Origin of the sequence: Mycobacterium sp. B14F4, from assembly GCF_039871645.1 — a bacterium.
Lineage (GTDB): Bacteria > Actinomycetota > Actinomycetes > Mycobacteriales > Mycobacteriaceae > Mycobacterium.
The window spans coordinates 443040-464806 of the sequence record NZ_JBDPMF010000003.1; the positions used below are offsets into that span (position 1 = coordinate 443040).

Here is a 21767-nt window from a genome sequence, read left to right on the forward strand (position 1 = left end):
CACGACGAAGCGAACATACTGAGCCGATGACGAGCGAGCTGGCGCGGCTACAACACCTCGGGCCCAACTGGTTCGCCTCGGTGATGGGCACCGGCATCGTCGCGACGGCCGGCGCCACGCTGCCCGTGCACGTTGTCGGCCTGCATGTCTTCTCGCGGGTGGTGTGGGTGTTCGCCGCGGCGCTGCTCGTGGTGCTGATCGTCGCGGTGACCGCCCAACGCGTCCGGCACCCCGTGGTGGCGCGCAGCCACGCCCGCAACCCGCAGATGACCCACTTCTACGGGGCCGCACCCATGGCGCTTCTGACCGTCGGGTCCGGTGCGCTGCTGATCGGCAAGGACCTGATCGGTGAACGGATGGCCGTGGACCTGGCGTGGGTGCTGTGGACGGCGGGCACGATCGGCGGGTTGTTCACCGCGGCGACGATTCCGTTCCTGATGTTCACCCAGCTCAACGTCGAACCGGACGCGGCGTTCGGCGGGTGGCTGATGCCCGTCGTACCGCCGATGGTCTCGGCCGCGTCCGGCGCGTTGCTGATCCCCCACATGGCGCCGGGAACCGGGCGCGCCACGATGCTGTACGGCTGCTATGCGATGTTCGGGCTGTCGCTGATCGCCGCGCTGATCATCATCACGATGATCTGGAGCCGGTTGGCCCTGTACGGGACCTCGGGCACCGCTCGGGTGCCGACGCTCTGGATCGTGCTGGGCCCACTCGGTCAGGGCATCACCGCGGCGGGCCTGCTCGGCGCGCACGCCGCCGGGGCGGTGCCACCCGAGCTGGCCTCGGCCATGAACGTCTTCGCGGTCTTGTTCGGGGTGCCGGTGTGGGGATTCGCGGTGCTGTGGATCGTGCTGGCGACCGAGCTGACCCTGCGCACGCTGCGCCGCGGCATGCCGTTCGCGCTGACGTGGTGGAGCCTGACCTTCCCGGTGGGGACGTTCGTGACGGGCACCACACAGCTGGCCAACCACACCGGCCTGCCGGCGTTCCGGGTCGCCGCCGCCATCGCCTACGTCGCCCTGCTGGGCACCTGGACACTGGTGGCCGTGCGCACCGCGCGGGGCAGCGTCGGTGGGAGCCTGTTCGCACCCGCGCCGGTCGGGCCGGTCAAGGCGAGGAAGGATCCGCCGCCGGAAGGTTAGCGTGCCGAAACGTTAAGAGCCCCGTATTGCCGTCGGGTCGGGGGGTCAGACGGCAATACGGAGCTACCCGGTGTATCGACCCCGCTTCGGCGACCGTTACAGCGTCGGCGAGATATTTTTTCTAGGCCTCGAGGATGGCGGCGACGCCCTGTCCGCCCGCCGCGCAGATGGAGATCAGGCCGCGCACCGGTTGGCCCGTCTCCTTCTTCTTCTCGGCAAGCTGCTTGGCCAGTTGCGCGACGATGCGGCCGCCCGTCGCGGCGAACGGATGGCCCGCGGCCAACGACGACCCGTTGACGTTGAGCTTCGAGCGATCGATCGAGCCGAGCGCGGAATCCAGGCCCAGCCGCTCCTTGCAGTACTCCTCGGACTCCCAGGCCTGCAGGTGCGCGAGCACCACCGACGCGAACGCCTCGTGGATCTCGTAGAAGTCGAAATCCTGCAACGACAACCCGTTTCGGCCCAGCAACCGCGGCACCGCGTACGTCGGCGCCATCAGCAGGCCGTCCTTGCCGTTGACGTAGTCGACCGCAGCGGTCTCCCCGTCGACCCAGTACGCCAGGGGTTCGATGCCGTGCGCGGTGGCCCACTCGTCGGTGGCCAACAGCGCCACCGAGGCGCCGTCGGTCAGCGGCGTGGAGTTGCCCGCGGTCATGGTGGCGTCGCCGTTGCGGACGCCGAACACCGGCTTGAGCTTGGCCAGCTTGTCCGCCGACGAGTCGGCGCGCAGGTTGTTGTCGCGGTACACGCCGAGGAACGGCGTGACGAGGTCGTCGAAGAAGCCGCGGTCGTAGGCGGCGGACATGTTGCGGTGGCTGGCGGCGGCCAGTTCGTCCTGGTCGGTGCGCTTGATGCCCATCTCCTTGGCGGTGATGGCGGCGTGCTCACCCATCGACAGCCCGGTGCGGGGCTCGCTGTTGACCGGGATCTGGATACCGACGGACGCGGGCAGCTTGCCGACGAGCTTGAGCCGGTCGACGTTGGACTTGGCCCGGCGCAGCCCGAGCAGCGTGCGCCGCAGGTTGTCGCCGAGCGCGATCGGCGCGTCCGAGGCGGTGTCGACCCCGCCGGCCGCCGCCGCCTCGTAGCGCCCTGCCGCGATGCCGTCGGCCGCGGCGATCGTGGCCTGCAGGCCGGTGCCGCACGCCTGCTGGATGTCGAACGCCGGCGTGTACGACGACAGCGCGCTGCCGAGCACGCACTCGCGGATCAGGTTGAAGTCGCGGCTGTGCTTGAGCACCGCCCCGCCGATCACGGCGCCGAGCGTCTCCCCCGACAAGTTGTACCGGTCGATCAGCCCGCCGAGCGCGGCGGTGAACATGTCCTGGTTGGAGGCGTGGGCGTAGGCGCCGTCGGAGCGCGCGAACGGGATCCGGTTTCCGCCGAGGATCGCGACCCGACGCTGGGTATTACTAGGCATGCACCCATAGTACCCACCCTTCTTACTCTGGAGTAAGTTCGTCCCATGGCTTCCGATCTGTATTCGCAAATCGTCCACTCGGCGCCCGGATCGTTCCTCGCCAAGCAACTCGGCGTCCCGCAGCCCGAGACGCTGCGCCGGTACAAGCCCGGCGAGGACCCGCTGGCGGGCACGCTGCTCATCGGCGGTGAGGGCCGCGTCGTCGAACCGCTGCGCGCCGCACTGACCGATGACTACGACGTCGTCTCCAACAACCTCGGCGGTCGCTGGGCCGACTCGTTCGGCGGGCTGGTCTACGACGCCACCGGCATCACCGAACCCGCCGGCCTCAAGGGGCTGTACAAATTCTTCACCCCGCTGCTGCGCAACCTCGGGCCGTCCGGGCGCGTCGTCGTCGTCGGCACCATCCCCGACGAGGCGGGCGGCGAGCACGAACGCATCGCGCAGCGTGCGCTCGAGGGGTTCACCCGCTCGCTGGGCAAGGAGTTGCGCCGCGGCGCCACGGTGAACCTGGTGTACCTGTCTGCCGACGCCAAGCCGGCCGCCACCGGCCTGGAGTCGACGATGCGGTTCCTGCTGTCGGGCAGGTCGGCCTACGTCGACGGCCAGGTGTTCCGGGTCGGCGCGGGCGACTCGGCGCCGCCGGCCGACTGGGATCGCCCGCTGGACGGCAAGGTCGCGATCGTGACCGGCGCGGCGCGCGGCATCGGCGCGACGATCGCGGAGGTCTTCGCCCGCGACGGTGCGAAGGTGGTGTGCATCGATGTCGAGGGCGCCAAGGAGGCGTTGGGCGTGACGGCCACCAAGGTGGGCGGCACCGCGCTCGCGTTGGACGTCACGGCCCCCGACGCCGTCGACCGCATCACCGAGCATGTGCGCGACAACCACGGCGGCCGTGCCGACATCCTGGTCAACAACGCGGGCATCACCCGCGACAAGCTGCTCGCCAACATGGACGAGGCGCGCTGGGACTCCGTCGTCGCGGTGAACCTCGTTGCCCCGCTTGCTCTCGCCGAGGGACTGGTGGGCAACGGCACGATCGGCGAGGGCGGCCGGATCGTCGGGCTGTCGTCGATGGCGGGCATCGCGGGCAACCGCGGGCAGACCAACTACGCGGCCACCAAGGCCGGCATGATCGGGCTCACCGACAGCCTGTCGGCCGCCTACGCCGACAAGGGCGTCACCGTCAACGCCGTGGCGCCCGGCTTCATCGAGACCAAGATGACCGAGGCCATCCCGCTGGCCACCCGCGAGGTCGGGCGGCGGCTGAACTCCCTGTACCAGGGCGGGCAACCGGTCGACGTCGCCGAGACCATCGCCTACTTCGCCAGCCCGGCGTCCAACGCCGTCACCGGCAATACGGTGCGGGTGTGTGGCCAGGCCTGGTTGGGGGCCTGACGTGTCGCAACCGTCCGGGCTGATGAACCTGGTGCGCGCCGCCGCGGGCGCCCTGCCCGTCGTGCCGCGCGGGGGCACGCTGCCCGAGCGCACCCTGACCGTCGAGGACCTGAGCATCGACCCCGACAATGTGGCGGCCTACGCGGCGGTGACAGGGCTGCGCTTCGGCGACACCGTGCCGCTGACCTATCCGTTCGCGCTGACGTTCCCGACGCTGATGTCACTGGTCACCGGCTTCGACTTTCCTTTCGCCGCAATGGGTTCGGTGCACATCGAGAACCACATCATCCAGTACCGCCCGATCGCGGTCACCGACACGGTGTCGGCGCGGGTGCGCGCGGAGAACCTGCGCGAGCACCGGCGCGGCCTGCTGGTCGACATCGTCACCGATATCAGCGTCGGCAACGAGAAGGCGTGGCACCAGGTGACGACGTTCCTTCACCAGCAGCGCACCAGCCTGTCCGACGAGCCGAAGCCGCCACCGCAGAAGCCGCCGAAACTCGGCCCGCCGAACGCGATACTGCGCATCACGCCGGGGCAGATTCGCCGGTATGCGTCGGTGGGCGGGGACCACAACCCGATCCACACCAATTCGGTTGCGGCCAAACTGTTCGGCTTCCCGAGCGTCATCGCGCACGGAATGTTCAGCGCCGCTGCGGTTCTGGCGAACATCGAGGGTCAGCTGCCGGACTCGGTGAAGTACTCGGTGAAGTTCGCCAAGCCGGTGGTGCTGCCCGCGAGCGCCGGACTCTACGTGAACCGGAGTTCAGCGGGTGGCTGGGAACTGATGCTGCGCGACATGAAGAAGCGCGAGCCTCATCTGATCGGCACCGTGACTCAGCTGTAGCCGACGCGTGGGGCGATGTTGCTTTTCTGGCAGTGCGGTGCAAATCAGGGGTAGCAGTAGGAGTCCGACGACGCGTCGCCACCCTGCAGCCGAATCTGGTGTACCCGCAGGCCGCGGAACTCCTGGCCGTGCGGGAAGAAGTTCTCGTCGATGCTCAGCCCGCCGTCGGGATCCGCGTCGAGCTTGGCCATCCACGCGCCGACGCCGTCGGGGTAGAACTGGTCATCCCACGCCCCGTACAGCGAGTTGGTGAAGTACACCCGCTTCCCGTCGCGGCTCACCTCGACCATCTGCGGCCCGCCGGCCAGCGGCATGTCGGGCATCGCCGGATGTGGTGCCCGGTCGACGATCCCGCCGAGCCGCACGGATCCCGCCTGCTTCGGCTTCGCCGGGTCCGACACATCGAACTGCTTCATCTCACCGGTGCCCCAGCACGACACGTAGAGGAACCGGTCGTCGACCGACAGGTCGATGTCGGTGATGAGTGGTGGGACCGCGGAGAACGGCTTGAGCGCCGGAGGCAGTAGGTCTGGGTCGGCGGGCTCGGCCGGGATGGTGATGACCTTTTCGGCCTTCCACTCGTGCTCGTCGCGGAACCAGCGCCAGACCGAACCGGACAAGTCCTCGGTGGAAATCACCACGCCGACGAAGCCCCAGGTCGCCTCGGGGTCGTGGGACGGGCGCACCTCCAACGCCATCTGGTGCTGAGCGCCCAAGTCGACGCGCTGTTGGTGCTCGCCCTTGGCGAGGTCCCAGAAGTGGATGGCGTGCCCGTACTTCTGGCCCAGCAGCAATTCCGGCACGAGGCCGTTTTCGATCATCGAGGGGCTGCCCCACTCACTGGAGATCAGCACGTTCTGATTGAGGTGCCACCAGGCGTCGTAGTGGAAGTGCTGCGGCCCGCGGTCGGTCTCCCAGGCCCGCAGGACGTCGAAGGTCGCATGGTCGAGTAGGGCGATTCCGCCCGGTCCGTCGTCGTTGCCCTCAGGGCCACCCAGGCAGGTCAGGAAGACACCGTCGGGTCCGCAGTGAAGGGTGTGCGGACGCGAGTACCCGGCTTTATCGGAGAGGCTCTCGCTGTCGATCGTCTTGATCAGCGTCGGGTTTCGTGGGTCCGTGTGGGTGTCGAACACGTGGATACTGGACGATCGCAGGCCCGGAACTAGCAGGTAGCGGCGCTGAAGACCGTGCATGTCGTGGCCCTCGTGTTTCAGGGCGCTGCTGCAGGCGTTCCAGCCGAAGTGATGAAGCTCGTCGCCGCGACCGGGAACGTCGGTCCAGCCGACCACTCGCCCATAGCTGTCAGAGGCCGGATTCACATCGATGACAGTCATCGCGTCGTGCTTCTCCGCGGCGCGGTCAAAGGCCACCACGTATGCGAGCTGCTCGCCGGGGGCGGCCGCAGCCTCGGCAGCGGTCCGGTAGAACGTCGGATCGATCGACGGATGAGCCATGAGAGGACCTCCCAAGTGGGGCCGCTATTGCTCCAGGACGAACGCTCGCAACTGCGTCCGGTTGCCGTCAAAATCGTAGTCTCGGCTCGCAAATCCGGGCCACGATTTGCCAATCCAGTGGTATCGAGCCGAGATCAAGGGCCGCAGGTCTGGAAAACCACACCACCCGTTCGGCCCCGCACAGGGCATCCGACTTTCTCAGGTACCTAGGTGTTCCGACGACGATCAGTGCCCGGTTCTGGACGGTCACTCGTTGTTCCCTGCTTTGGGCTCCTCTACCTCGAAGCATGCGAAGAGCTCCCATTCGCCCGGCAGACCCTTGAGAACGTGCGTGCCCCGGGGCCGGAACACCCACCCCGCGTTGCCCGCCAATGCGCGCGTCGTGGTCGACACCAGGATCTCGTCGGGCGCCGCCGCGCTGAGGATCCGTGCCGCTTCATGCACCGCGACGCCGCGCACGTCGTTGCCCACTAGTTGCACCTCTCCGACGTGCACGCTGGCACGGATCTGCAGGCCTTCCCGACGAGCCGCCCGGCCTACCGCCGCGGCGCAGCGCAAGGCAGCGGCCGGCCCATCGAAGGTCGCGAGCAGGCCGTCTCCGGTGGTGTTGACCTCGTGGCCGTGGTGGCGCTCCAACGCCACCCGGGTCGCCTCGTAGTGTGCGGAGAGCGCATCTCGCCAGGCGGCGTCGCCCAGTCGTTTTGCCATCGCCGTAGAGCCCACGAGATCGGTGAACAGCAGCGTGACCAGAGCCCGGTTGTATGTGCCGGCGAGCCGGAATCCCGCGAAGGCCCGCAACCCCGACCACTCGATCTGGACGCACGGCTCCTCCCCGAGGGTGTACCCGTCATGACCGGGCGGGATCTCAAAGACGTCCTCCGGCCCGAACTGGAGCGTGGTCCCGTCGCGCATCACGACCTCGAACCGGCCCGACAACACGACCCCCACGTGACGCGCCTCGCACCAGTCCCCGCCGACATGTGGACGCACGTGCGTGGACCATCGCCATCCTGGCTGCGTCACAATCCGCCCCACAGTCAGGTCACCGATATCGACCTGCTGGACCTTTATCCCTTGGAACTCAAGTGTCTCGTCCGGGCTCATCAGGTTCTTGGCTCGAACCTCGCCCATGCAGGCATTCTCGCGGACGGCCGCACACACGGTCAACGGTCACAAGAGAGGCTCCTTGAGCCGCGCGGGTTTGATGCCGGCTTCATCGATGAGACGTCGCCGGGGTCGGGCGCGAGTCCGAACTCGTCGAAGTGGTGAATGCGGGCGCGGTTCGGTATGGGCTATGGGGCAGGGTGGAATTTCAGACAGCCTAATTCTGCGATCTCCCCGCGGGTTCGGCGGAGTGGTCGGAGGGGGTGCCCTTCAGGCCACGCCAGAACAGGTTGATCATCAGTTCGGCGGCCTCGTTGACGTCGGCGTCGCCGGTGCTGACCCGCGCCGCGATCGCCTCCCCGGCACCCACCAGCGCGACGGCCATCATGTCGAAGTCGGTGTCGGGATCGGGATTTCGGGTGCCGACCGTCAGCAGCCTGCCGACCAGGTCGATGATCCGTTCGCGGCCCTCCCGCACGGTGTGCGCGAACGCCTGCGAGTGGGTGGCCTGGTTGTAGAGCACCATCCACGACGCCCGGTTGGCGTCGATGTAGTTGAGAAACGCCAGCACCGCGTTGCGCAGCAGTTCCTTCGGGCTCTGCTTGAAGTCGATCTGGCTGCGCACCTCGTCGACGAACCGCCCCAGCTCGCGGTCCAGGCACGCGGCGAACAGCTCCTCCTTGGAGCCGTAGTACAGGTACAGCATCGGCTTGGAGATCTGTGCCTCCGCGGCGATGGCGTCCATCGACGTCTCGTGATAGCCGTTGACCGAGAAGATCTGCACCGCGGCGTCGAGCATCTGCTGCTCGCGCACCGCGCGGGGCAGACGCTTGGTACCTCCGGCCATCCCACCAGGGTAAGCAATGGGTGACCGTCAGGCGTCAGCAGCGGCTGGTGGGCGGGAACTAGCAGCGCGGGTTGGGCCCCTTCATCGCCGCGATCCGCAGCACCGAGTTGTCGACGCCTGCCATCGACAACTCGCCGGCGGCGACGGCCTTCTCCAGCCGGTCCAGCACGGCGGGCACCTCGCCGGTGGTCACCCACAGCGCGGTGTCGGCGCCGGCCTGCAGCCCGCGCAGCGCGGCCTCGGCCACGCCGAACCGGTCGGAGATGGCCTGCATGGACGACAGGTCGTCGGTGAACACCGGGCCGTTGAAGGGCGGGCCACCGTAGTTGCCGGACCGCAGCAGCGCATACGCCGCCGGGCTCAGGCTGGCCGGATCGCTGCCGGTCAGGCCGGGCACCTGCATGTGGCCCACCATCACGCCGACCGGCGCCTGCCCGCTCAGCGTCCGGTACGGGACCAGGTCCGTGGCTTGCAGATCCGCGATCGGCGGGGTGGTGACGCTGCCGGTGTGCGAATCGCCCGACCCGGAGCCGTGGCCGGGGAAATGCTTGAGGACCGGCAGTACGCCGGCGTCGCGCAGTCCGCGGGCGTAGGCACCCGCGAAGTCGGTGACGACGGTCGGATCCGATCCGAACGACCGGTCCCCGATGACGCCGTCGACGTTGGCCGCGTCGGTGACGTCGACGACCGGCGCGAAGTCGATGGTGATGCCCAGACCGCGCATCGCCTGTCCGCGTCGCAGCGCGATGTCGTAGACCTGCTCGGGGGTGCTGGACTGCGCCAGCGCCCGCGGCGACGGCTGCGAACCGATGATCGACGCCAGCCGCGAGACCCGGCCGCCTTCCTCATCGACGCTCACGGCCAGCGGCAACGGGTTTGCCGCGCCCGCGATGTCAAGCAGTGGAGCGCCGAGCATCGACAGGTCGGTCCAGCTGCCGATCATGATGCCGCCGACGTGATGGGTGTCGACGACCGCGCGGGCGTCGGCCGCGCCGGTGACCCCGACCATCAGCAGCTGGGCGAGCTTGTCGCGGGTGGACATCGCCGCCAGCATCGCCTGCGGGTCACCGCACGCCGGGGCGGCCGGAGGCGCGGGCGGCGCGGGGGCTTGCGGCACGGCGGTGGCGGCCATCGTCGGCGACGGCATGGCAGACGATGGGGCCGGGGGTTCCTGCGCCGGCGAGCACGCCAGCAGAAAGCCGGACAGCGCCGCCAGTGCGGGCAGTGCTCTCGACCTCGACAGTGTGGGAGCCATGGCCCCCGACACTAACGGCATGGGGCGCGCGGATCTATCCCGTGGTCGTCGCGCCGCGTCCGTGAGCGCCGGAACACGCGTTGAGCTGCGGACATTGGCCGCATGCTAGTTTTGCCACATGGATCGGTTCCTCGTACCCGCCGCCGCCAGCATTGTGGTCGGCCTGTTGCTGGGCGCGGCGGCGGTCTTCGGTGTGACGCTGATGGTGCAGCAGGACAGCAGGCCTCCCCTGCAGGCGGGCGATCCGGCGTCATCGGTGCTCAACAGGGTCGAGTACGGCGACCGCACCTGAGATCCCGGCGCCGTTGTCGCGGCGCTGGCTGTGGATGGTCGCCGCGGCGGCACTGCTCCTGACTTTCGCCCAGTCGCCTGGACAGATCTCGCCCGACACCAAGCTCGACCTGACCGCCAATCCGCTGCGGTTCCTGGCACGGGCGTTCCACCTGTGGAACAGCGAACTGCCGTTCGGGCAGGCGCAGAACCAGGCCTACGGCTACCTCTTCCCGCACGGCACCTTCTTCCTGCTCGGCGACGTGCTCGGCCTGCCCGGCTGGGTGACGCAGCGGTTGTGGTGGGCGCTGCTGCTCGTCGTCGGGTTCTGGGGACTGCTGCGGGTCGCCGAGGCCTTGAACGATGGGCGGGGCATCGGCAGCACGACGTCGCGGGTGATCGCCGCGGCCGCGTTCGCGCTGTCGCCGCGGGTGCTGACCACGATCGGGGCGATTTCGTCCGAGACGCTGCCGATGATGCTGGCGCCGTGGGTGCTGCTGCCGGTCATCGTCGCGCTGCGCGGATCCGGCGATGTGCGGGTGCTGGCGGCGCGGTCCGCCGTGGCGATCGCGTTGATGGGCGCGGTGAACGCGGTGGCCACACTGACCGGGTGCCTGGCGGCCGTGATCTGGCTCGCCTGCCACCGGCCGAACAAGTTGTGGTGGCGCTTCACCGCGTGGTGGGGGCTGTGCATGACGCTGGCGGTGCTGTGGTGGGTGGTCGCACTGGTGCTGCTCGGCCGGATCAGCCCGCCGTTCCTGGACTACATCGAGTCCTCCGGTGTCACCACGCGGTGGATGTCGCTGACCGAGATGCTGCGCGGCACCGACGCATGGACGCCGTTCGTCGCACCGAACGCAACCGCGGGCGCGTCGCTTGTGACCGCGTCGGTCGCGGTGCTTGCCACCACGCTGGTGGCCGCCGCCGGCCTCGCCGGGCTGGCCATGCGATCGATGCCTGCCCGCGGCCGGCTCATCACCATCCTGCTGATCGGTGTCGCGCTCTTGGCCGCCGGCTATTCCGGCGGGCTGGGATCGCCCGTCGCTCAACAGGTTCAGCAGTTCCTCGATGCGGCGGGCACGCCGCTGCGCAACCTGCACAAGCTCGAACCCCTGCTGCGACTGCCGCTGGCGCTCGGCCTGGCCCATCTGCTGGGCCGCATCTCGCTGCCCGGCAGCGCACCGCGCTCCGAGTGGACGACCGCGTTGGCGCATCCCGAACGCGACAAACGTGTCGCGGTCGGCGTCGTCGTCCTGGTCGCACTGGCCGCCGGAACATCACTGGCGTGGACCGGACGGCTCACGCCGCCAGGCGCTTTCGACGCCATCCCGCAGTACTGGCATGACACCGCCGCTTGGCTCGACGACCACAACACCGACGGTGGCCGGGTTCTGGTGGCGCCGGGCGCCCCGTTCGCCAACCAGGTCTGGGGCAACAGCCACGACGAACCGCTGCAGGTGCTCGGTGACAGCGCGTGGGGCGTGCGCGATTCGATCCCGCTGACCCCGCCGCAGACCATCCGTGCACTGGACTCCGTGCAGCGTTTGTTCGCCGCGGGGCGGCCCTCGGCCGGGCTGGCCGATACGCTTGCGCGCCAGGGGATTTCGCATGTCGTCGTGCGCAACGACCTCGATCCGGAAACATCCCGGTCGGCCCGCCCGGTGCTGGTGCACCGCGCGATCGACGGGTCGCCCGGGCTGCAGAAGGTCGCCGAGTTCGGCGAACCGGTCGGCCCCGGCACACTGGCCGGCTTCATCACCGACAGCGGACTGCGGCCGCGCTACCCGGCCGTCGAGGTCTACCGCGTCGACGCGACCACCCCCGTCGGGCCCCACCTGGTCGACACCGACCGCATGGCCCGCGTCGACGGGGCGCCGGAGGCCGTGCTGCGCCTCGACGAGCGGCGCCGCCTGCTCGACCAGCCCCCGCTGGGGCCGGTGCTGCTCACCCAGGACGCCCGCGCGGCCGGCCTGTCCGCTCCCGTGGTCACCGTCACCGACACCCCACTGGCGCGCGAGACCGACTACGGCCGCGTCGACGACCACTCGTCGGCGATCCGCACCCCCGACGATGCGCGGCACACCCACAACCGCGTCATCAATTACCCCTCCCCCGGCGCCGACCTCGCTTACGGCCGGTGGACCGGCGGGCGGGTCTCGGTGTCGAGTTCGGCCGCCGACTCGACCGCGCTGCCCAATGTCGCACCGGCCGCGGGCCCGGCCGCCGCGATCGACGGTGACGCATCGACGAGTTGGGTGTCCAACGCGCTACAGTCGGCGATCGGCCAGTGGTTGCAGGTCGACTTCGACCGCCCCGTCACCAACGCCACCATCACGGTGACGCCCAGCGCCACCGCGGTCGGTGCGCAGGTTCGCCGCATCGAGGTGGCCACCGTCAACGGCACCAGCACGCTGCGGTTCGACGAGGCGGGTAAGCCCCTGACCGCCGCGCTGCCCTACGGGGAGTCGCCGTGGGTGCGGATCACCGCGGTCGCCACCGACGACGGGTCGGCCGGCGTGCAGTTCGGCGTCACCGACGTCGCCGTCACCCAGTACGACGCGAACGGCTTCGCCAGCCCGGTGAACCTGCGCCGCACCGTCGACGTTCCCGGCCCCCCACCGGATTCGGCCGTCGCGCAATGGGATCTGGGTTCGGAGCTGCTGGGCCGGGCCGGCTGCGCGCCCAGCCCGACGGGCATCAGGTGCGCCGCGACGATGGCCTTGTCCCCCGAGGAGCCGGTGAACCTCAGCCGCACGCTGACGGTGCCCACGCAGATCACGGTGACACCGACGGTGTGGGTGCGGGCCCGGCAGGGGCCGAACCTCGCCGACCTGATCGCCGCGCCGGGCACCACCCGCGCCGCGGGCGAGGCCGACCCGATCGACGTTCTCGGCTCGGCCTACGCGGCCGCCGACGGCGACCCCGGCACCGCGTGGACGGCGCCACAGCGCGTCGTGCAACACAAGTCGCCACCCACGCTGACGCTGAAACTGCCGAAGCCCGGTGAGGTCGCGGCGCTGCGGGTGACGCCGAGTTCGTCGGCGCTGCCCGCCCACCCGACGCTGGTCGCCGTCGATCTCGGCGACGGGCCGCAGGTGCGGCCGATGGCCGGCGACGCGGGCGCGCAGACGCTCGACCTCGATCCGCGCGTCACCGACACCGTGACGCTGTCGATCCTGGACTGGGACGACGTCATCGACCGCACGGCTCTGGGCTTCGACCAACTCAAGCCACCAGGGTTGGCGGAGGTGACGGCGCTCGACGCGCGAGGAGCGCCGATCGCGGCCGCCGACGCCGCCGGCAACCGCGACCGTCCGGTCGAATTGCCCTGCGGCCGTGGGCCGGTCATCGGCATCGCGGGGCAGTTCGTGCAGACCTCGGTGGCCACCACCGTCGGCGCGCTGCTCGACGGCGAGCCGATCGCCGCCCGGTCGTGCCGCGACAAGCCGATCACCCTGCCCGCGGGACAGCAGGAGCTGGTGATCAGCCCCGGTGCCGCGTTCGTCGTCGACGGTGCGCAGCTGACCGGCCCCCGCGCGCGCGAACTACCCACGGCCACGGCCACTCCCGCGCAACTCGTCGCCTGGGGCCCGGACCGCCGCGACGTGACCGTCGCACCGTCGCCCGCCTCACGGGTGCTCGTCGTGCCCGAGAGCGTCAACCCCGGCTGGGTGGCCCACGCGGGCACGGCACGCCTGACGCCGGTCACCGTCAACGGATGGCAGCAGGGCTGGGTGCTGCCCCCGGGAACCGAGGGTCCCGTCACGCTGACCTTCCCGTTGAACGCGCCCTACCGGGCCGGGCTGATCGGCGGGCTCGCGCTGCTGCCCGTGCTGGCATTGTTGGCGTTGCTCCCGGCGCGCAGACGCCGTCCACCCGACGAGCCCGCCCGGGTGTGGCGGCCCGGCCCGGTCGCGGGCAGCCTCGCGGTGCTCGCCGTCGGCGCGGTCATCTCCGGAGGGGCGGGCGCCGTCGTGATCGGTATCGCTCTGGCGCTGAGACATTGGCTGTGCAATCGCGAGAAGCTCTGCGAATCGCTCACCGTCGGCGCCGCGGCCGGTGGCCTCATCGCGGCGGGCGCGGTGCTCAGCCAGGGTCCGTGGCGGTCGGTCGACGGCTACGTCGGCCACTCGTGGGGTGTGCAGCTGCTGGCGCTGATCTCCGTCGCGGCCGTCGCGGCGTCGGCGATTCCGCCGATTAGAGCTCGGAGCGGTCCGTCCGCCTCCTAGCATCGGCAGGGTGCCGCACCTCAACACCGCCCGCGGAAGCATCGACACCGCGGACCTGGGCGTGACGCTCATGCATGAGCACGTCTTCATCTCCTCGCCCGATATCACCGCCAACTACCCCGAGGTCTGGGGTGACGAGGCTGCGCGGGAGGCCGATGCGATCGGCCGGCTCAACGAGCTCAAATCGCGCGGCGTCGACAGCATCGTCGACCTGACCGTGATCGGCATGGGCCGGTACATCCCGCGTATCGCACGCATCGCGGAACAGACCGACCTGAACATCATCGTGGCCACCGGTGTGTACACCTACAACGACGTGCCGATGTTCTTCCACTTCAGCGGCCCCGACACCCCACTGGGCGAGCCGATGGTCGACATGTTCGTCCGCGACATCGAGCAGGGCATCGCCGGCACACCGGTCAAGGCGTCGATCCTCAAGTGCGCCACCGATGAACCCGGCGTGACCCCGGGTGTCGAGCGGGTGTTGCGGGCGGTGGCCCAGGCGCACCGCCGGACCGGCGTGCCGATCTCGACGCACACCCACGCCGCGACCGAGCGCGGCCTCGAGCAGCAGCGCATCTTCACCGAGGAGGGCGTCGACCTGTCGCGCGTCGTCATCGGGCACTCCGGGGACACCACCGATCTCGACTACCTGGAAGCGCTCATCGGCAACGGGTCCTACATCGGGATGGACCGGTTCGGGGTGGACGTGTTCCTGTCCTTCGAGGACCGGGTGAGCACCGTCGCGAAGATGTGCGAGCGCGGCCACGCCGACAAGATGGTGTTATCACACGATGCGTCCTGCTTCATCGACTGGCTTCCCGAAGCCCTTGTGCCCCAGACGATGCCGAACTGGCACTACCTGCACATCCACAACGACGTCATTCCGGCACTGAAGCAACGCGGCGTCACCGACGAACAGCTCGCCACCATGCTCGTCGACAACCCGCGCCGGATCTTCGAGAACCAGGGCGGCTACTGACGATGACCGACGTCGCACCCATCGGAACGCAGGCGGCGCTGCTCGCACAGGCGTCGCCAGGGGCACCCGCGGTCACTTGCGAGGGCGTCACGCTCACCCGCGCCGAACTCGACGCCTCGACCAACAGGCTGGCCCGGGCATACGCCGAACTCGGTGTCCGACAGGGCGATTACGTGACGGTGGTGCTGCCCAACTCCATCGAGTGGGTGCAGGCGGTGCTGGCGACGTGGAAGCTGGGCGCCGTCCCGCAGCCGCTGTCCCCCCGGCTGCCCGACGCCGAACTGGCCGGGCTGCTCGAGTTGAAGCCACGCGCGCTCGTGGTCGGCCGTGCCGACCCCACCGGCCGCACACCGCATGTGCCGAGCGGTTTCGTTCCCGACCCGAGCCTGTCGGATGCCCCGCTGCCGGAGGCGGTGTCGCCGGTGTTCAAGGCGATGGCCTCGGGCGGGAGCACCGGTAGACCCAAGCTGATCGAGGCCGGCGGCGACGGCCGCTTCCCGCCCGCGGCCGGCTATCCGCTCGGTGCGCAGGAGGGCGACGTCAACCTCGTCTCGGTGCCGCTGAGTCACAACACCGGCTTCACCACGTTCGCGATCGGCCTGGTGCAGGGCCATCATCTCGTGTTGATGCCGAGGTTCGAACCGCACGAGTTCCTGCGGCTGGTAACCGATCACGGGGTGACGTTCCTGGCGACGGTGCCGACGATCATGCAGCGCCTGCTTCCGGCCCTTCGGGCCGATCCGGGCGCGTACGACCTGTCGTCGATCCGGCGGTTCTGGCATCTGGCATCGCCGTGCCCCCCGGCGATCAAACAGGCGTGGATCGAGATCCTCGGGCCCGGCGCGGTGTGGGAACTCTACGGCGGCACCGAGTTACAGGCACTGACGTTCATCTCCGGCGATCAGTGGCTGAGCCATCCGGGCTCGGTCGGCGTCGTGGTGGCCGGCGAGATGAAGGTGCTCGACGACGACGGCAACGAGTGCCCGCCCGGCGTGGTCGGCGAGATCTACATGCGCCCGGCACCCGGCAGTGCGCCGACGTACCGCTACGTCGGCGCGAGCGCAAAGTCGCGTGACGGCTGGGACTCGCTGGGCGATCTCGGCTACTTCGACGAAGACGGCTTTTTGTACCTCAACGACCGGCGCGTCGACATGTTCACCGTCGGCGGTCGCAACGTCTACCCCGCCGAGATCGAGTCGGCACTGTCCGCGCACCCGAAGGTGTTGTCGTGCTTGGTGGTCGGGGTGCCCCACGACGATCTCGGGCAGGTGCCGCACGCGCTGGTTCACGCCGACGGCGTCGACGAGGCCGACGTCGTGGAGTTCCTGTCCTGTCGCATCGAGCGGCACAAGGTGCCGCGCACGATCGAGTTCACCGACGCGCCGCTGCGCGACGACGCGGGCAAGGCGCGCAGGTCGGCGGTCCGCGATGAAGTCATCGCGCGGCGGGCCGCGCAATACAGTTAGCGCGCGACGGGCTCGGGCGCGCTGCTGACCGACGAGTCCAGCGGGGGTACCGGCCGCGAATGGCGATACTCCCAGCGGCGCAACGCTGTTCGGCACGGCCATTCCACCAGCGCGTAGCTCACCGCCGCGATCGCGAACCCGAACACCACGGTCAGCAGCAACACGATCGGCATGTGACCGTTGAACGGGAACTCGCCGATCACGGGGAACACCATCGCCAGCGCCGCCAGGTGCCAGACGAACAGGCCGTACGACCAGCGGCCGAGCGTGACCATCAGCGAGTTGCCGAGCAGCCGGTGCGCAGTGTCGGGACGGTCGAGCACCAACGGCGCCAGCAGCGCACCGGCCACAACAGCACCCATCGCGGTCTTGACGATGAATTGGCTGACCGTGCCGGCGGTGAGCCCCTCGGGGCCGGCGATCGGCGACGCCCCGACCAGGAACGCCGCCACCGCGACCGCGGCCATCAGCACCCGCCGCCGCGCCAGTCGGTGCGGCCAGCCGACCGGGGCGACCGTCAACTCCGCCAGCAGCATCCCCGCGGCGAACCACGAGAAGAACGCGGGTGGCCAGTTGAGGTGATTGATGCCGTCGGGCGCCTGCAGGGGAAGCAGCGCCCAGCCGAGGCTGGCCACCGCCGCGGCCGCGATCACCGGGATCCGGGCCCGCACCGGCACCCGGCGCACCAGCAGCGCCAGCAGCGGCAGCGCGAGATAGAACGCCACCTCGACCGACAGGCTCCACATCTGCGTCAGTCCGGCGGTCAACGTCAGCGGGACGTAGATCTGGGTGAGCGTGAGGTTGGCCAGCCACACCGTGAGGTCGGCCTTCGCGTCGGGCAGCAGCGTCAGGATCACCACGACCGCGACGAGGTAACCGGGCATGATGCGCACGATCCGCGAGCGCAGGTAGTGACCCGTCGGCGGCACCGGACGCAGGCCCCGCGCGGCCGCGGCGTGCCCGCGCCACAGCAGGAACCCCGACAGCGCGAAGAACACCGCGACGGCGAGGTCGAAGCGGCCGAACAGCCTGCCGGTGACCCCGCCGGTGTGGCCGGTCTGGAAGGCGACGTGGGTGACGACGACGCCGACGGCTGCGCACGCGCGCATGCCCTCCACGGCGGGCAGAAACCCACGGGTCCCGCCCACTTCTTGGTCAGCCACGCCGCCCAGTCTGCCGGGAGGAGGCAAAGACCCTGAATACGGGTAGTCATGGGGCCGCGGGCGAATGCGCTCGGAGTAAACAGCGACCTTAATTTGTGCTGTTAGGGTCGAACGGATTTTGCGGGCAGTCGAAGGAGGCACGGTTTGAACCGCGCAGTCGCGCTGCGTATTGCGGCGTGCGGGATCTTGGGGCTGGGTGCGGCCCTGTTGATCGCCGCGCTGTTGCTGTCCACCTATACCGAGGGCAAGATCGCCAAGATCCCGCTCAACCTGGACACCACGCTGATCAGCGAGGGCACCGGAACCGCGTTCGACCCGAACTCGCTGAACGCCGAGAAGTTCGTCGTCGACCGCGACGTGCCGCTTGCGCTGCAGGAGCAGATCTCCGTCGAGTCGCCGTCGAACGCCGACGTGGTCACCCTGCAGGTCGGCAGCTCGCTGCGGCGCACCGACAAGCAGCAGGACGCCGGCCTGTTGCTGGCGATGGTCGACACCGTGACGCTCAACCGCTCGACCGCCGAATCGGTGTCCAGCGAGAGCAACCCCGGTGGTGCGGTGCAGAAACCGCGGGCCATCGACGACGACAAGCCGCCGACCAACATCGCGCTGCCGCACGAGGGGCTGGCCTACCGCTTCCCCTTCGACACCGAGAAGAAGACGTACTCGGTCTTCGACCCGATCGCCCAGAAGCCGTTCGACGCGAACTATGACGGCGAGGAAGACGTCAACGGCATGACGACCTACAAGTTCCGCCAGAACGTCGGCTACGACGCCGACGGCAAGCTGGTGGAGCCGGTGCGGTACGCATCGCTCTACGACGACGACGCCGACGGCGAGGTCACCGCGCGCGCCGCGATGTGGGGCGTGCCGGGCGAGCCCGACGAGTCGATCACCATGTCGCGTTACTACGCCGCGGAGCGCACCTTCTGGGTCGATCCGGTGTCGGGCACCATCGTCAAGCGCGAAGAGCACGGCTATCACTACTACGCCCGCGAACCGCTCAAGCCCGAGGTGACCTTCGTCGACTACACGGTCACCTACAACGAGGAGACCGTCGAGGCCCAGGTCGCCACCGCCGGCGACGAGCGCGACCGGGTGGCGCTGTGGGGTCGCATCCTGCCGATCACCTTCACCGCGATGGGCCTGGTGCTGCTGGTCGGCGGCGCCCTGCTCGGCTCGTTCACGCTGCGCGCCGAATCCGCGCTGATCGACCCGGGACTCGACGAGGCCGACCACGGCTTCTTCGACACCCAGGGCATCAAGGTGCCGGGTGCGGAGGCCAAGACCGAGAAGATCCCCACGCAACGGCCGACCGACCTGCCGCCCGACCGACCGGTCTGATCGCGCGCTCGATCCCGTCCGCCCGGGTCCGGCCGCTGGTGGCTCGGATCCTCCCCCCGGCATACGCGCTGGTGCTCACCCTGGCGGTGACGGCGCCGCTGCTCGCGCCGGGCTACCTGTTGCTGCGCGATGCGGTGTCGACCCCGCGCTCGTATCTCACCGACGCCGCGCTGGGCCTGTCGGAGGCCGCGCCGCGGGCGCTGCCGCAGGACTTCGCGGTCGCGCTGGCGTCGACGGTCGTCGACGGCGGCGTGGTGGTCAAGCTGCTGCTGATCGCCGGGCTGTGGCTGGCGGGCTGGGGCGCCGCCCGCCTGGCCGCACAGGTGTTGCCGGCCTCGGGGCCGCCCGGCCAGTGCGTCGCGGCGACGATAGCGGTGTGGAATCCCTATGTCGCCGAACGACTCCTGCAGGGGCACTGGAGCCTGCTGGTCGGCTACGGCTGCCTGCCGTGGGTCGCCGCGGCGATGGTGCGGCTGCGCGGCGCCTCCTCGGGGGCCGCGGTCGGTGCGCTGGCGTTCTGGATCGCGCTGGCGGGACTGACGCCGACCGGGGTCATGCTGGCCGCGACGGTCGCGCTGGTGTGCGTGGCCGCGCCGGGTGCGGGTCGGCCGCGGTGGCAGAGCGCCGCGCTGACGCTGGGGTTCGCGGCCGTGACCGCGCTGCCCTGGCTGACCGCCGCGCTGGTGGCCGATACGTTGTCGTCGTCGCAGGCCGAGGGTGTCGGGGCGTTCGCGGCGCGGGCCGAGCCGGGGTTGGGCACGCTGGTGAGCCTGGCCGGCCTGGGCGGTATCTGGAATGCCGATGCGGTGCCTGTCTCGCGCACAACGCTTTTCGCGGTCGTGGCGACGGCGGTGTTGCTCGGTGTGGTCGCGCTCGGGCTGCCCGTCGTGCTGCGTCGTCCCACCGCGGTGCCGCTCGTCGTGCTGGGCGTCGTCGCGGTGGTGGTGCCCGCGCTGATGGCGGCGGGTCCGGGCCTGGCGGCCGTCGAGGCGGCGATCCGCGCGCTACCCGGACTCGGCGTGGTGCGCGACGCGCAGAAGTGGGTGGCGTTGGCGATGCCCGCCTACGCGTTGGCGGGTGCGGCCGCGGTCCTCACCGTGCGCCGTCGGCGTCCCGCTGCGGCGACGGCGGCGATCTGCTGCGCGGCACTGATCGCGACGTTGCCGGACCTCGCATGGGGGGTCGGCGGCAAGGTGGCCGCCGTGCGCTACCCACCCGGCTGGGCCGTTGTCGCGGCGATGATCAACGCCGACCCGAGGCCCGTGGCCGTGCTGCCGGCCGACAGCATGCGACAGTTCGCATGGGCGGGCGAGGCGCCGGTGCTCGACCCGCTGCCGCGCTGGGTCCGTGCCGAGGTGCTGACCACCGGTGACCTCACCGTCGGCGGCCGAACGGTGCCCGGCGAGGGTGCGCGGGCGCGCGGTGTGCGGGAGATCCTGGGCGCCGGGGCCGACCGCGACCGGCTGGTCGAGGCGGGCGTGGGCTGGGTGGTCGTCGAATCCGATTCGGCGACACTGGGTTTGCCGGTGGCCTACCGCGACGACGACATCGCGCTGTACCGCGTCGGCGGCGACCATCCCCGCGCCGACGGTCGTGGCGTCGTGCTCGCCGCGCACCTGGCGTGGCTGGCGCTGCTGTTCGGCGGCGCCGGCGCGACGCTGTGGGGCGCTAGACGACGCCGCTGATGTACCGGCGCCGGTGCACCGACTCGAGCACCGTGACCATCGCGTCGGCGCTCTGCCCCCAGGAGAACTCTGCGCTGCGAACCTGGGCCTTGGCGCCGAGTTGCTCACGCAGCACCCGGTCGGTGAGCAGTCGCTCGAGGCCCTCGACCAGCCCGTCGCGGTGGTCGACCAGCAACCCGGTGACCCCGTCGACGATCGAGTCGGTCAGGCCCCCGGAGGACCGGTAGCCGATGGTCGGCACCGCGTGCTGGGCCGCTTCGATGACCGCGAGCGCCCAGCCCTCCTTGCGCGAGGGCAGCAGGTGCACCCAGCATTGCTGCAGCACACGGTGTTTGGCGTCGTCGTCGACGTGACCGTGGAACGTCACCGCGTCGGTGATGCCGAGCAGTCCTGCGTGGTCGACGAGCCGCTGCCGCCACCAGCCGCCGCCGACGATGTCCAGGTGCAGGCCCGGCACCCGGGTTCGCAGTGTCGCGACGGCGTCGAGCGCATCCTCGATCTGCTTGTGCGGCACCAGCCGCGACAGCACCGCGATCCGCGGCGTGCTCGACCGCGACCCGGTCAACGTGTCGGCGGGCGCCTCGTCGAGGCCGTTGCGCACCACCGCGATGCGGCCCGGGTTCACCCCCAGGGTGGTCAGGTCGCGCGCCGACGGCAGCGAGACCGTGACGTACTGGTTGCGGCGGTGCGCCCGCGGCGACAGCCGGGATTCGACGAACCAGCCCAGCCTGCCGATCACCGCGCCGGCGACCGGCCACTGCTCGCGGTGGCAGTGGTGCACGAGCACGGCGACGCGGCGGCCGTAGGCGAGGCGGGCGAGGAACGGGATGCCGTTCTGGGTGTCGATCACGACGTCGGGCCGGACCCGCCGCAGGGGCCCGAGACCGATGCGGGCGAGCACCATCGCCAGGCCGGCCCAGACGTAGACGCTGTAGCGGCCGCCACCCCTGCTGACACGCACGCCGTCGACCACGTCGCGCCGCTGAGCACCCGGATAGCGGGCCGTGCGCATGGTGACCTCGACACCGGACTCGACCAGCTGGGCGCCGATGCGCTGCAGGTACGCCTCGCTGCCACCGCCCTGTGGGTGGCCGGTGTCGCGCCAGCACAGCAGCAGGACGGAACGGACAGACATCCCGACCAGACTAGCCGCTGCGTAGG

Annotated in this window: 16 protein-coding genes; 9 read left to right on the plus strand and 7 right to left on the minus strand. The window is 70.2% G+C overall.

What is annotated here, in order from left to right; genetic code table 11:
* The first annotated feature begins 26 nt into the window (after positions 1 to 26).
* On the plus strand, positions 27 to 1145 hold the full coding sequence (locus ABGB19_RS11935) for a TDT family transporter (protein WP_347686147.1): 1119 nt from the start codon (positions 27 to 29) through the stop codon (positions 1143 to 1145).
* 121 nt (positions 1146 to 1266) lie between these two features.
* Here ABGB19_RS11935 and ABGB19_RS11940 read toward each other — a convergent pair whose 3' ends face one another.
* Entirely contained in the window at positions 1267 to 2565 is a 1299-nt protein-coding gene (locus ABGB19_RS11940; RefSeq protein ID WP_347686148.1) for an acetyl-CoA C-acetyltransferase, read from the minus strand.
* A 45-nt stretch (positions 2566 to 2610) separates the two neighbouring features.
* Between ABGB19_RS11940 and ABGB19_RS11945 the strand changes: the two genes are divergently transcribed.
* Together ABGB19_RS11945 and ABGB19_RS11950 are read left to right on the plus strand one after the other, a co-directional pair.
* On the plus strand, positions 2611 to 3963 hold the full coding sequence (locus ABGB19_RS11945; RefSeq protein WP_347686149.1) for a 3-oxoacyl-ACP reductase: 1353 nt from the start codon (positions 2611 to 2613) through the stop codon (positions 3961 to 3963).
* Position 3964: 1 nt separating this feature from the next.
* Complete coding sequence (locus ABGB19_RS11950; protein WP_347686150.1) at positions 3965 to 4810, plus strand: MaoC/PaaZ C-terminal domain-containing protein; 846 nt, start codon at positions 3965 to 3967, stop codon at positions 4808 to 4810.
* Between the two features lie 44 nt (positions 4811 to 4854).
* Here the strand turns inward: ABGB19_RS11950 and ABGB19_RS11955 are convergent, their stop codons facing one another.
* From ABGB19_RS11955 to ABGB19_RS11970, 4 genes are all read right to left on the minus strand, one after another.
* Positions 4855 to 6264, minus strand: a complete 1410-nt coding sequence (locus ABGB19_RS11955) for a selenium-binding protein SBP56-related protein (protein WP_347686151.1) — start codon at positions 6262 to 6264, stop codon at positions 4855 to 4857.
* Positions 6265 to 6510: 246 nt separating this feature from the next.
* Complete coding sequence (locus tag ABGB19_RS11960) at positions 6511 to 7395, minus strand: adenylate/guanylate cyclase domain-containing protein (RefSeq protein WP_347686152.1); 885 nt, start codon at positions 7393 to 7395, stop codon at positions 6511 to 6513.
* 190 nt (positions 7396 to 7585) lie between these two features.
* Positions 7586 to 8215: a TetR/AcrR family transcriptional regulator gene (locus tag ABGB19_RS11965; RefSeq protein ID WP_347686153.1), complete on the minus strand. Its 630-nt coding sequence runs from the start codon at positions 8213 to 8215 to the stop codon at positions 7586 to 7588.
* 58 nt (positions 8216 to 8273) lie between these two features.
* Entirely contained in the window at positions 8274 to 9470 is a 1197-nt protein-coding gene (locus ABGB19_RS11970) for a glycoside hydrolase family 3 N-terminal domain-containing protein (protein ID WP_347686154.1), read from the minus strand.
* Positions 9471 to 9588: 118 nt separating this feature from the next.
* Between ABGB19_RS11970 and ABGB19_RS11975 the strand changes: the two genes are divergently transcribed.
* From ABGB19_RS11975 to ABGB19_RS11990, 4 genes are read left to right on the plus strand one after another with little or no spacing between them, the layout of a single operon-like run.
* On the plus strand, positions 9589 to 9762 hold the full coding sequence (locus tag ABGB19_RS11975) for a DUF2613 domain-containing protein (RefSeq protein WP_347686155.1): 174 nt from the start codon (positions 9589 to 9591) through the stop codon (positions 9760 to 9762).
* 34 nt (positions 9763 to 9796) lie between these two features.
* On the plus strand, positions 9797 to 13969 hold the full coding sequence (locus ABGB19_RS11980) for a DUF3367 domain-containing protein (RefSeq protein ID WP_347686247.1): 4173 nt from the start codon (positions 9797 to 9799) through the stop codon (positions 13967 to 13969).
* Positions 13970 to 13979: 10 nt separating this feature from the next.
* Positions 13980 to 14951: a phosphotriesterase-related protein gene (locus ABGB19_RS11985; RefSeq protein ID WP_347686156.1), complete on the plus strand. Its 972-nt coding sequence runs from the start codon at positions 13980 to 13982 to the stop codon at positions 14949 to 14951.
* Positions 14952 to 14953: 2 nt separating this feature from the next.
* Positions 14954 to 16417, plus strand: a complete 1464-nt coding sequence (locus ABGB19_RS11990; RefSeq protein ID WP_347686157.1) for an AMP-binding protein — start codon at positions 14954 to 14956, stop codon at positions 16415 to 16417.
* On the opposite strand, the gene ABGB19_RS11995 is transcribed toward ABGB19_RS11990, so the two are convergent.
* Positions 16414 to 17526, minus strand: a complete 1113-nt coding sequence (locus ABGB19_RS11995; protein WP_347686248.1) for an acyltransferase — start codon at positions 17524 to 17526, stop codon at positions 16414 to 16416. The genes ABGB19_RS11990 and ABGB19_RS11995 overlap by 4 nt on opposite strands.
* Positions 17527 to 17724: 198 nt before the next feature.
* Here ABGB19_RS11995 and ABGB19_RS12000 point away from each other — a divergent pair, with 198 nt between their 5' ends.
* Together ABGB19_RS12000 and ABGB19_RS12005 are read left to right on the plus strand one after the other, a co-directional pair.
* Positions 17725 to 18921 carry a DUF3068 domain-containing protein gene (locus ABGB19_RS12000; RefSeq protein WP_347686158.1) on the plus strand — a complete coding sequence of 399 codons (1197 nt, stop codon included), beginning with the start codon at positions 17725 to 17727 and terminating at the stop codon, positions 18919 to 18921.
* Between the two features lie 38 nt (positions 18922 to 18959).
* On the plus strand, positions 18960 to 20606 hold the full coding sequence (locus ABGB19_RS12005) for a hypothetical protein (protein ID WP_347686159.1): 1647 nt from the start codon (positions 18960 to 18962) through the stop codon (positions 20604 to 20606).
* Here ABGB19_RS12005 and ABGB19_RS12010 read toward each other — a convergent pair.
* Positions 20590 to 21741 carry a glycosyltransferase family 4 protein gene (locus tag ABGB19_RS12010; RefSeq protein ID WP_347686160.1) on the minus strand — a complete coding sequence of 384 codons (1152 nt, stop codon included), beginning with the start codon at positions 21739 to 21741 and terminating at the stop codon, positions 20590 to 20592. The genes ABGB19_RS12005 and ABGB19_RS12010 overlap by 17 nt on opposite strands.
* Positions 21742 to 21767: the final 26 nt, after the last annotated feature.

Excerpts from the sequence above, each read along its gene's own strand:
- ABGB19_RS11935 (WP_347686147.1), top strand. The coding sequence starts at position 27 with ATGACGAGCGAGCTGGCGCGGCTACAACACCTCGGGCCCAACTGGTTC.
- ABGB19_RS11940 (WP_347686148.1), bottom strand. The coding sequence starts at position 2,565 with ATGCCTAGTAATACCCAGCGTCGGGTCGCGATCCTCGGCGGAAACCGG.
- ABGB19_RS11945 (WP_347686149.1), top strand. The coding sequence starts at position 2,611 with ATGGCTTCCGATCTGTATTCGCAAATCGTCCACTCGGCGCCCGGATCG.
- ABGB19_RS11955 (WP_347686151.1), bottom strand. The coding sequence starts at position 6,264 with ATGGCTCATCCGTCGATCGATCCGACGTTCTACCGGACCGCTGCCGAG.
- ABGB19_RS11960 (WP_347686152.1), bottom strand. The coding sequence starts at position 7,395 with ATGGGCGAGGTTCGAGCCAAGAACCTGATGAGCCCGGACGAGACACTT.
- ABGB19_RS11965 (WP_347686153.1), bottom strand. The coding sequence starts at position 8,215 with ATGGCCGGAGGTACCAAGCGTCTGCCCCGCGCGGTGCGCGAGCAGCAG.
- ABGB19_RS11970 (WP_347686154.1), bottom strand. The coding sequence starts at position 9,470 with ATGGCTCCCACACTGTCGAGGTCGAGAGCACTGCCCGCACTGGCGGCG.
- ABGB19_RS11975 (WP_347686155.1), top strand. The coding sequence starts at position 9,589 with ATGGATCGGTTCCTCGTACCCGCCGCCGCCAGCATTGTGGTCGGCCTG.
- ABGB19_RS11980 (WP_347686247.1), top strand. The coding sequence starts at position 9,797 with ATGGTCGCCGCGGCGGCACTGCTCCTGACTTTCGCCCAGTCGCCTGGA.
- ABGB19_RS11990 (WP_347686157.1), top strand. The coding sequence starts at position 14,954 with ATGACCGACGTCGCACCCATCGGAACGCAGGCGGCGCTGCTCGCACAG.
- ABGB19_RS11995 (WP_347686248.1), bottom strand. The coding sequence starts at position 17,526 with ATGCGCGCGTGCGCAGCCGTCGGCGTCGTCGTCACCCACGTCGCCTTC.
- ABGB19_RS12010 (WP_347686160.1), bottom strand. The coding sequence starts at position 21,741 with ATGTCTGTCCGTTCCGTCCTGCTGCTGTGCTGGCGCGACACCGGCCAC.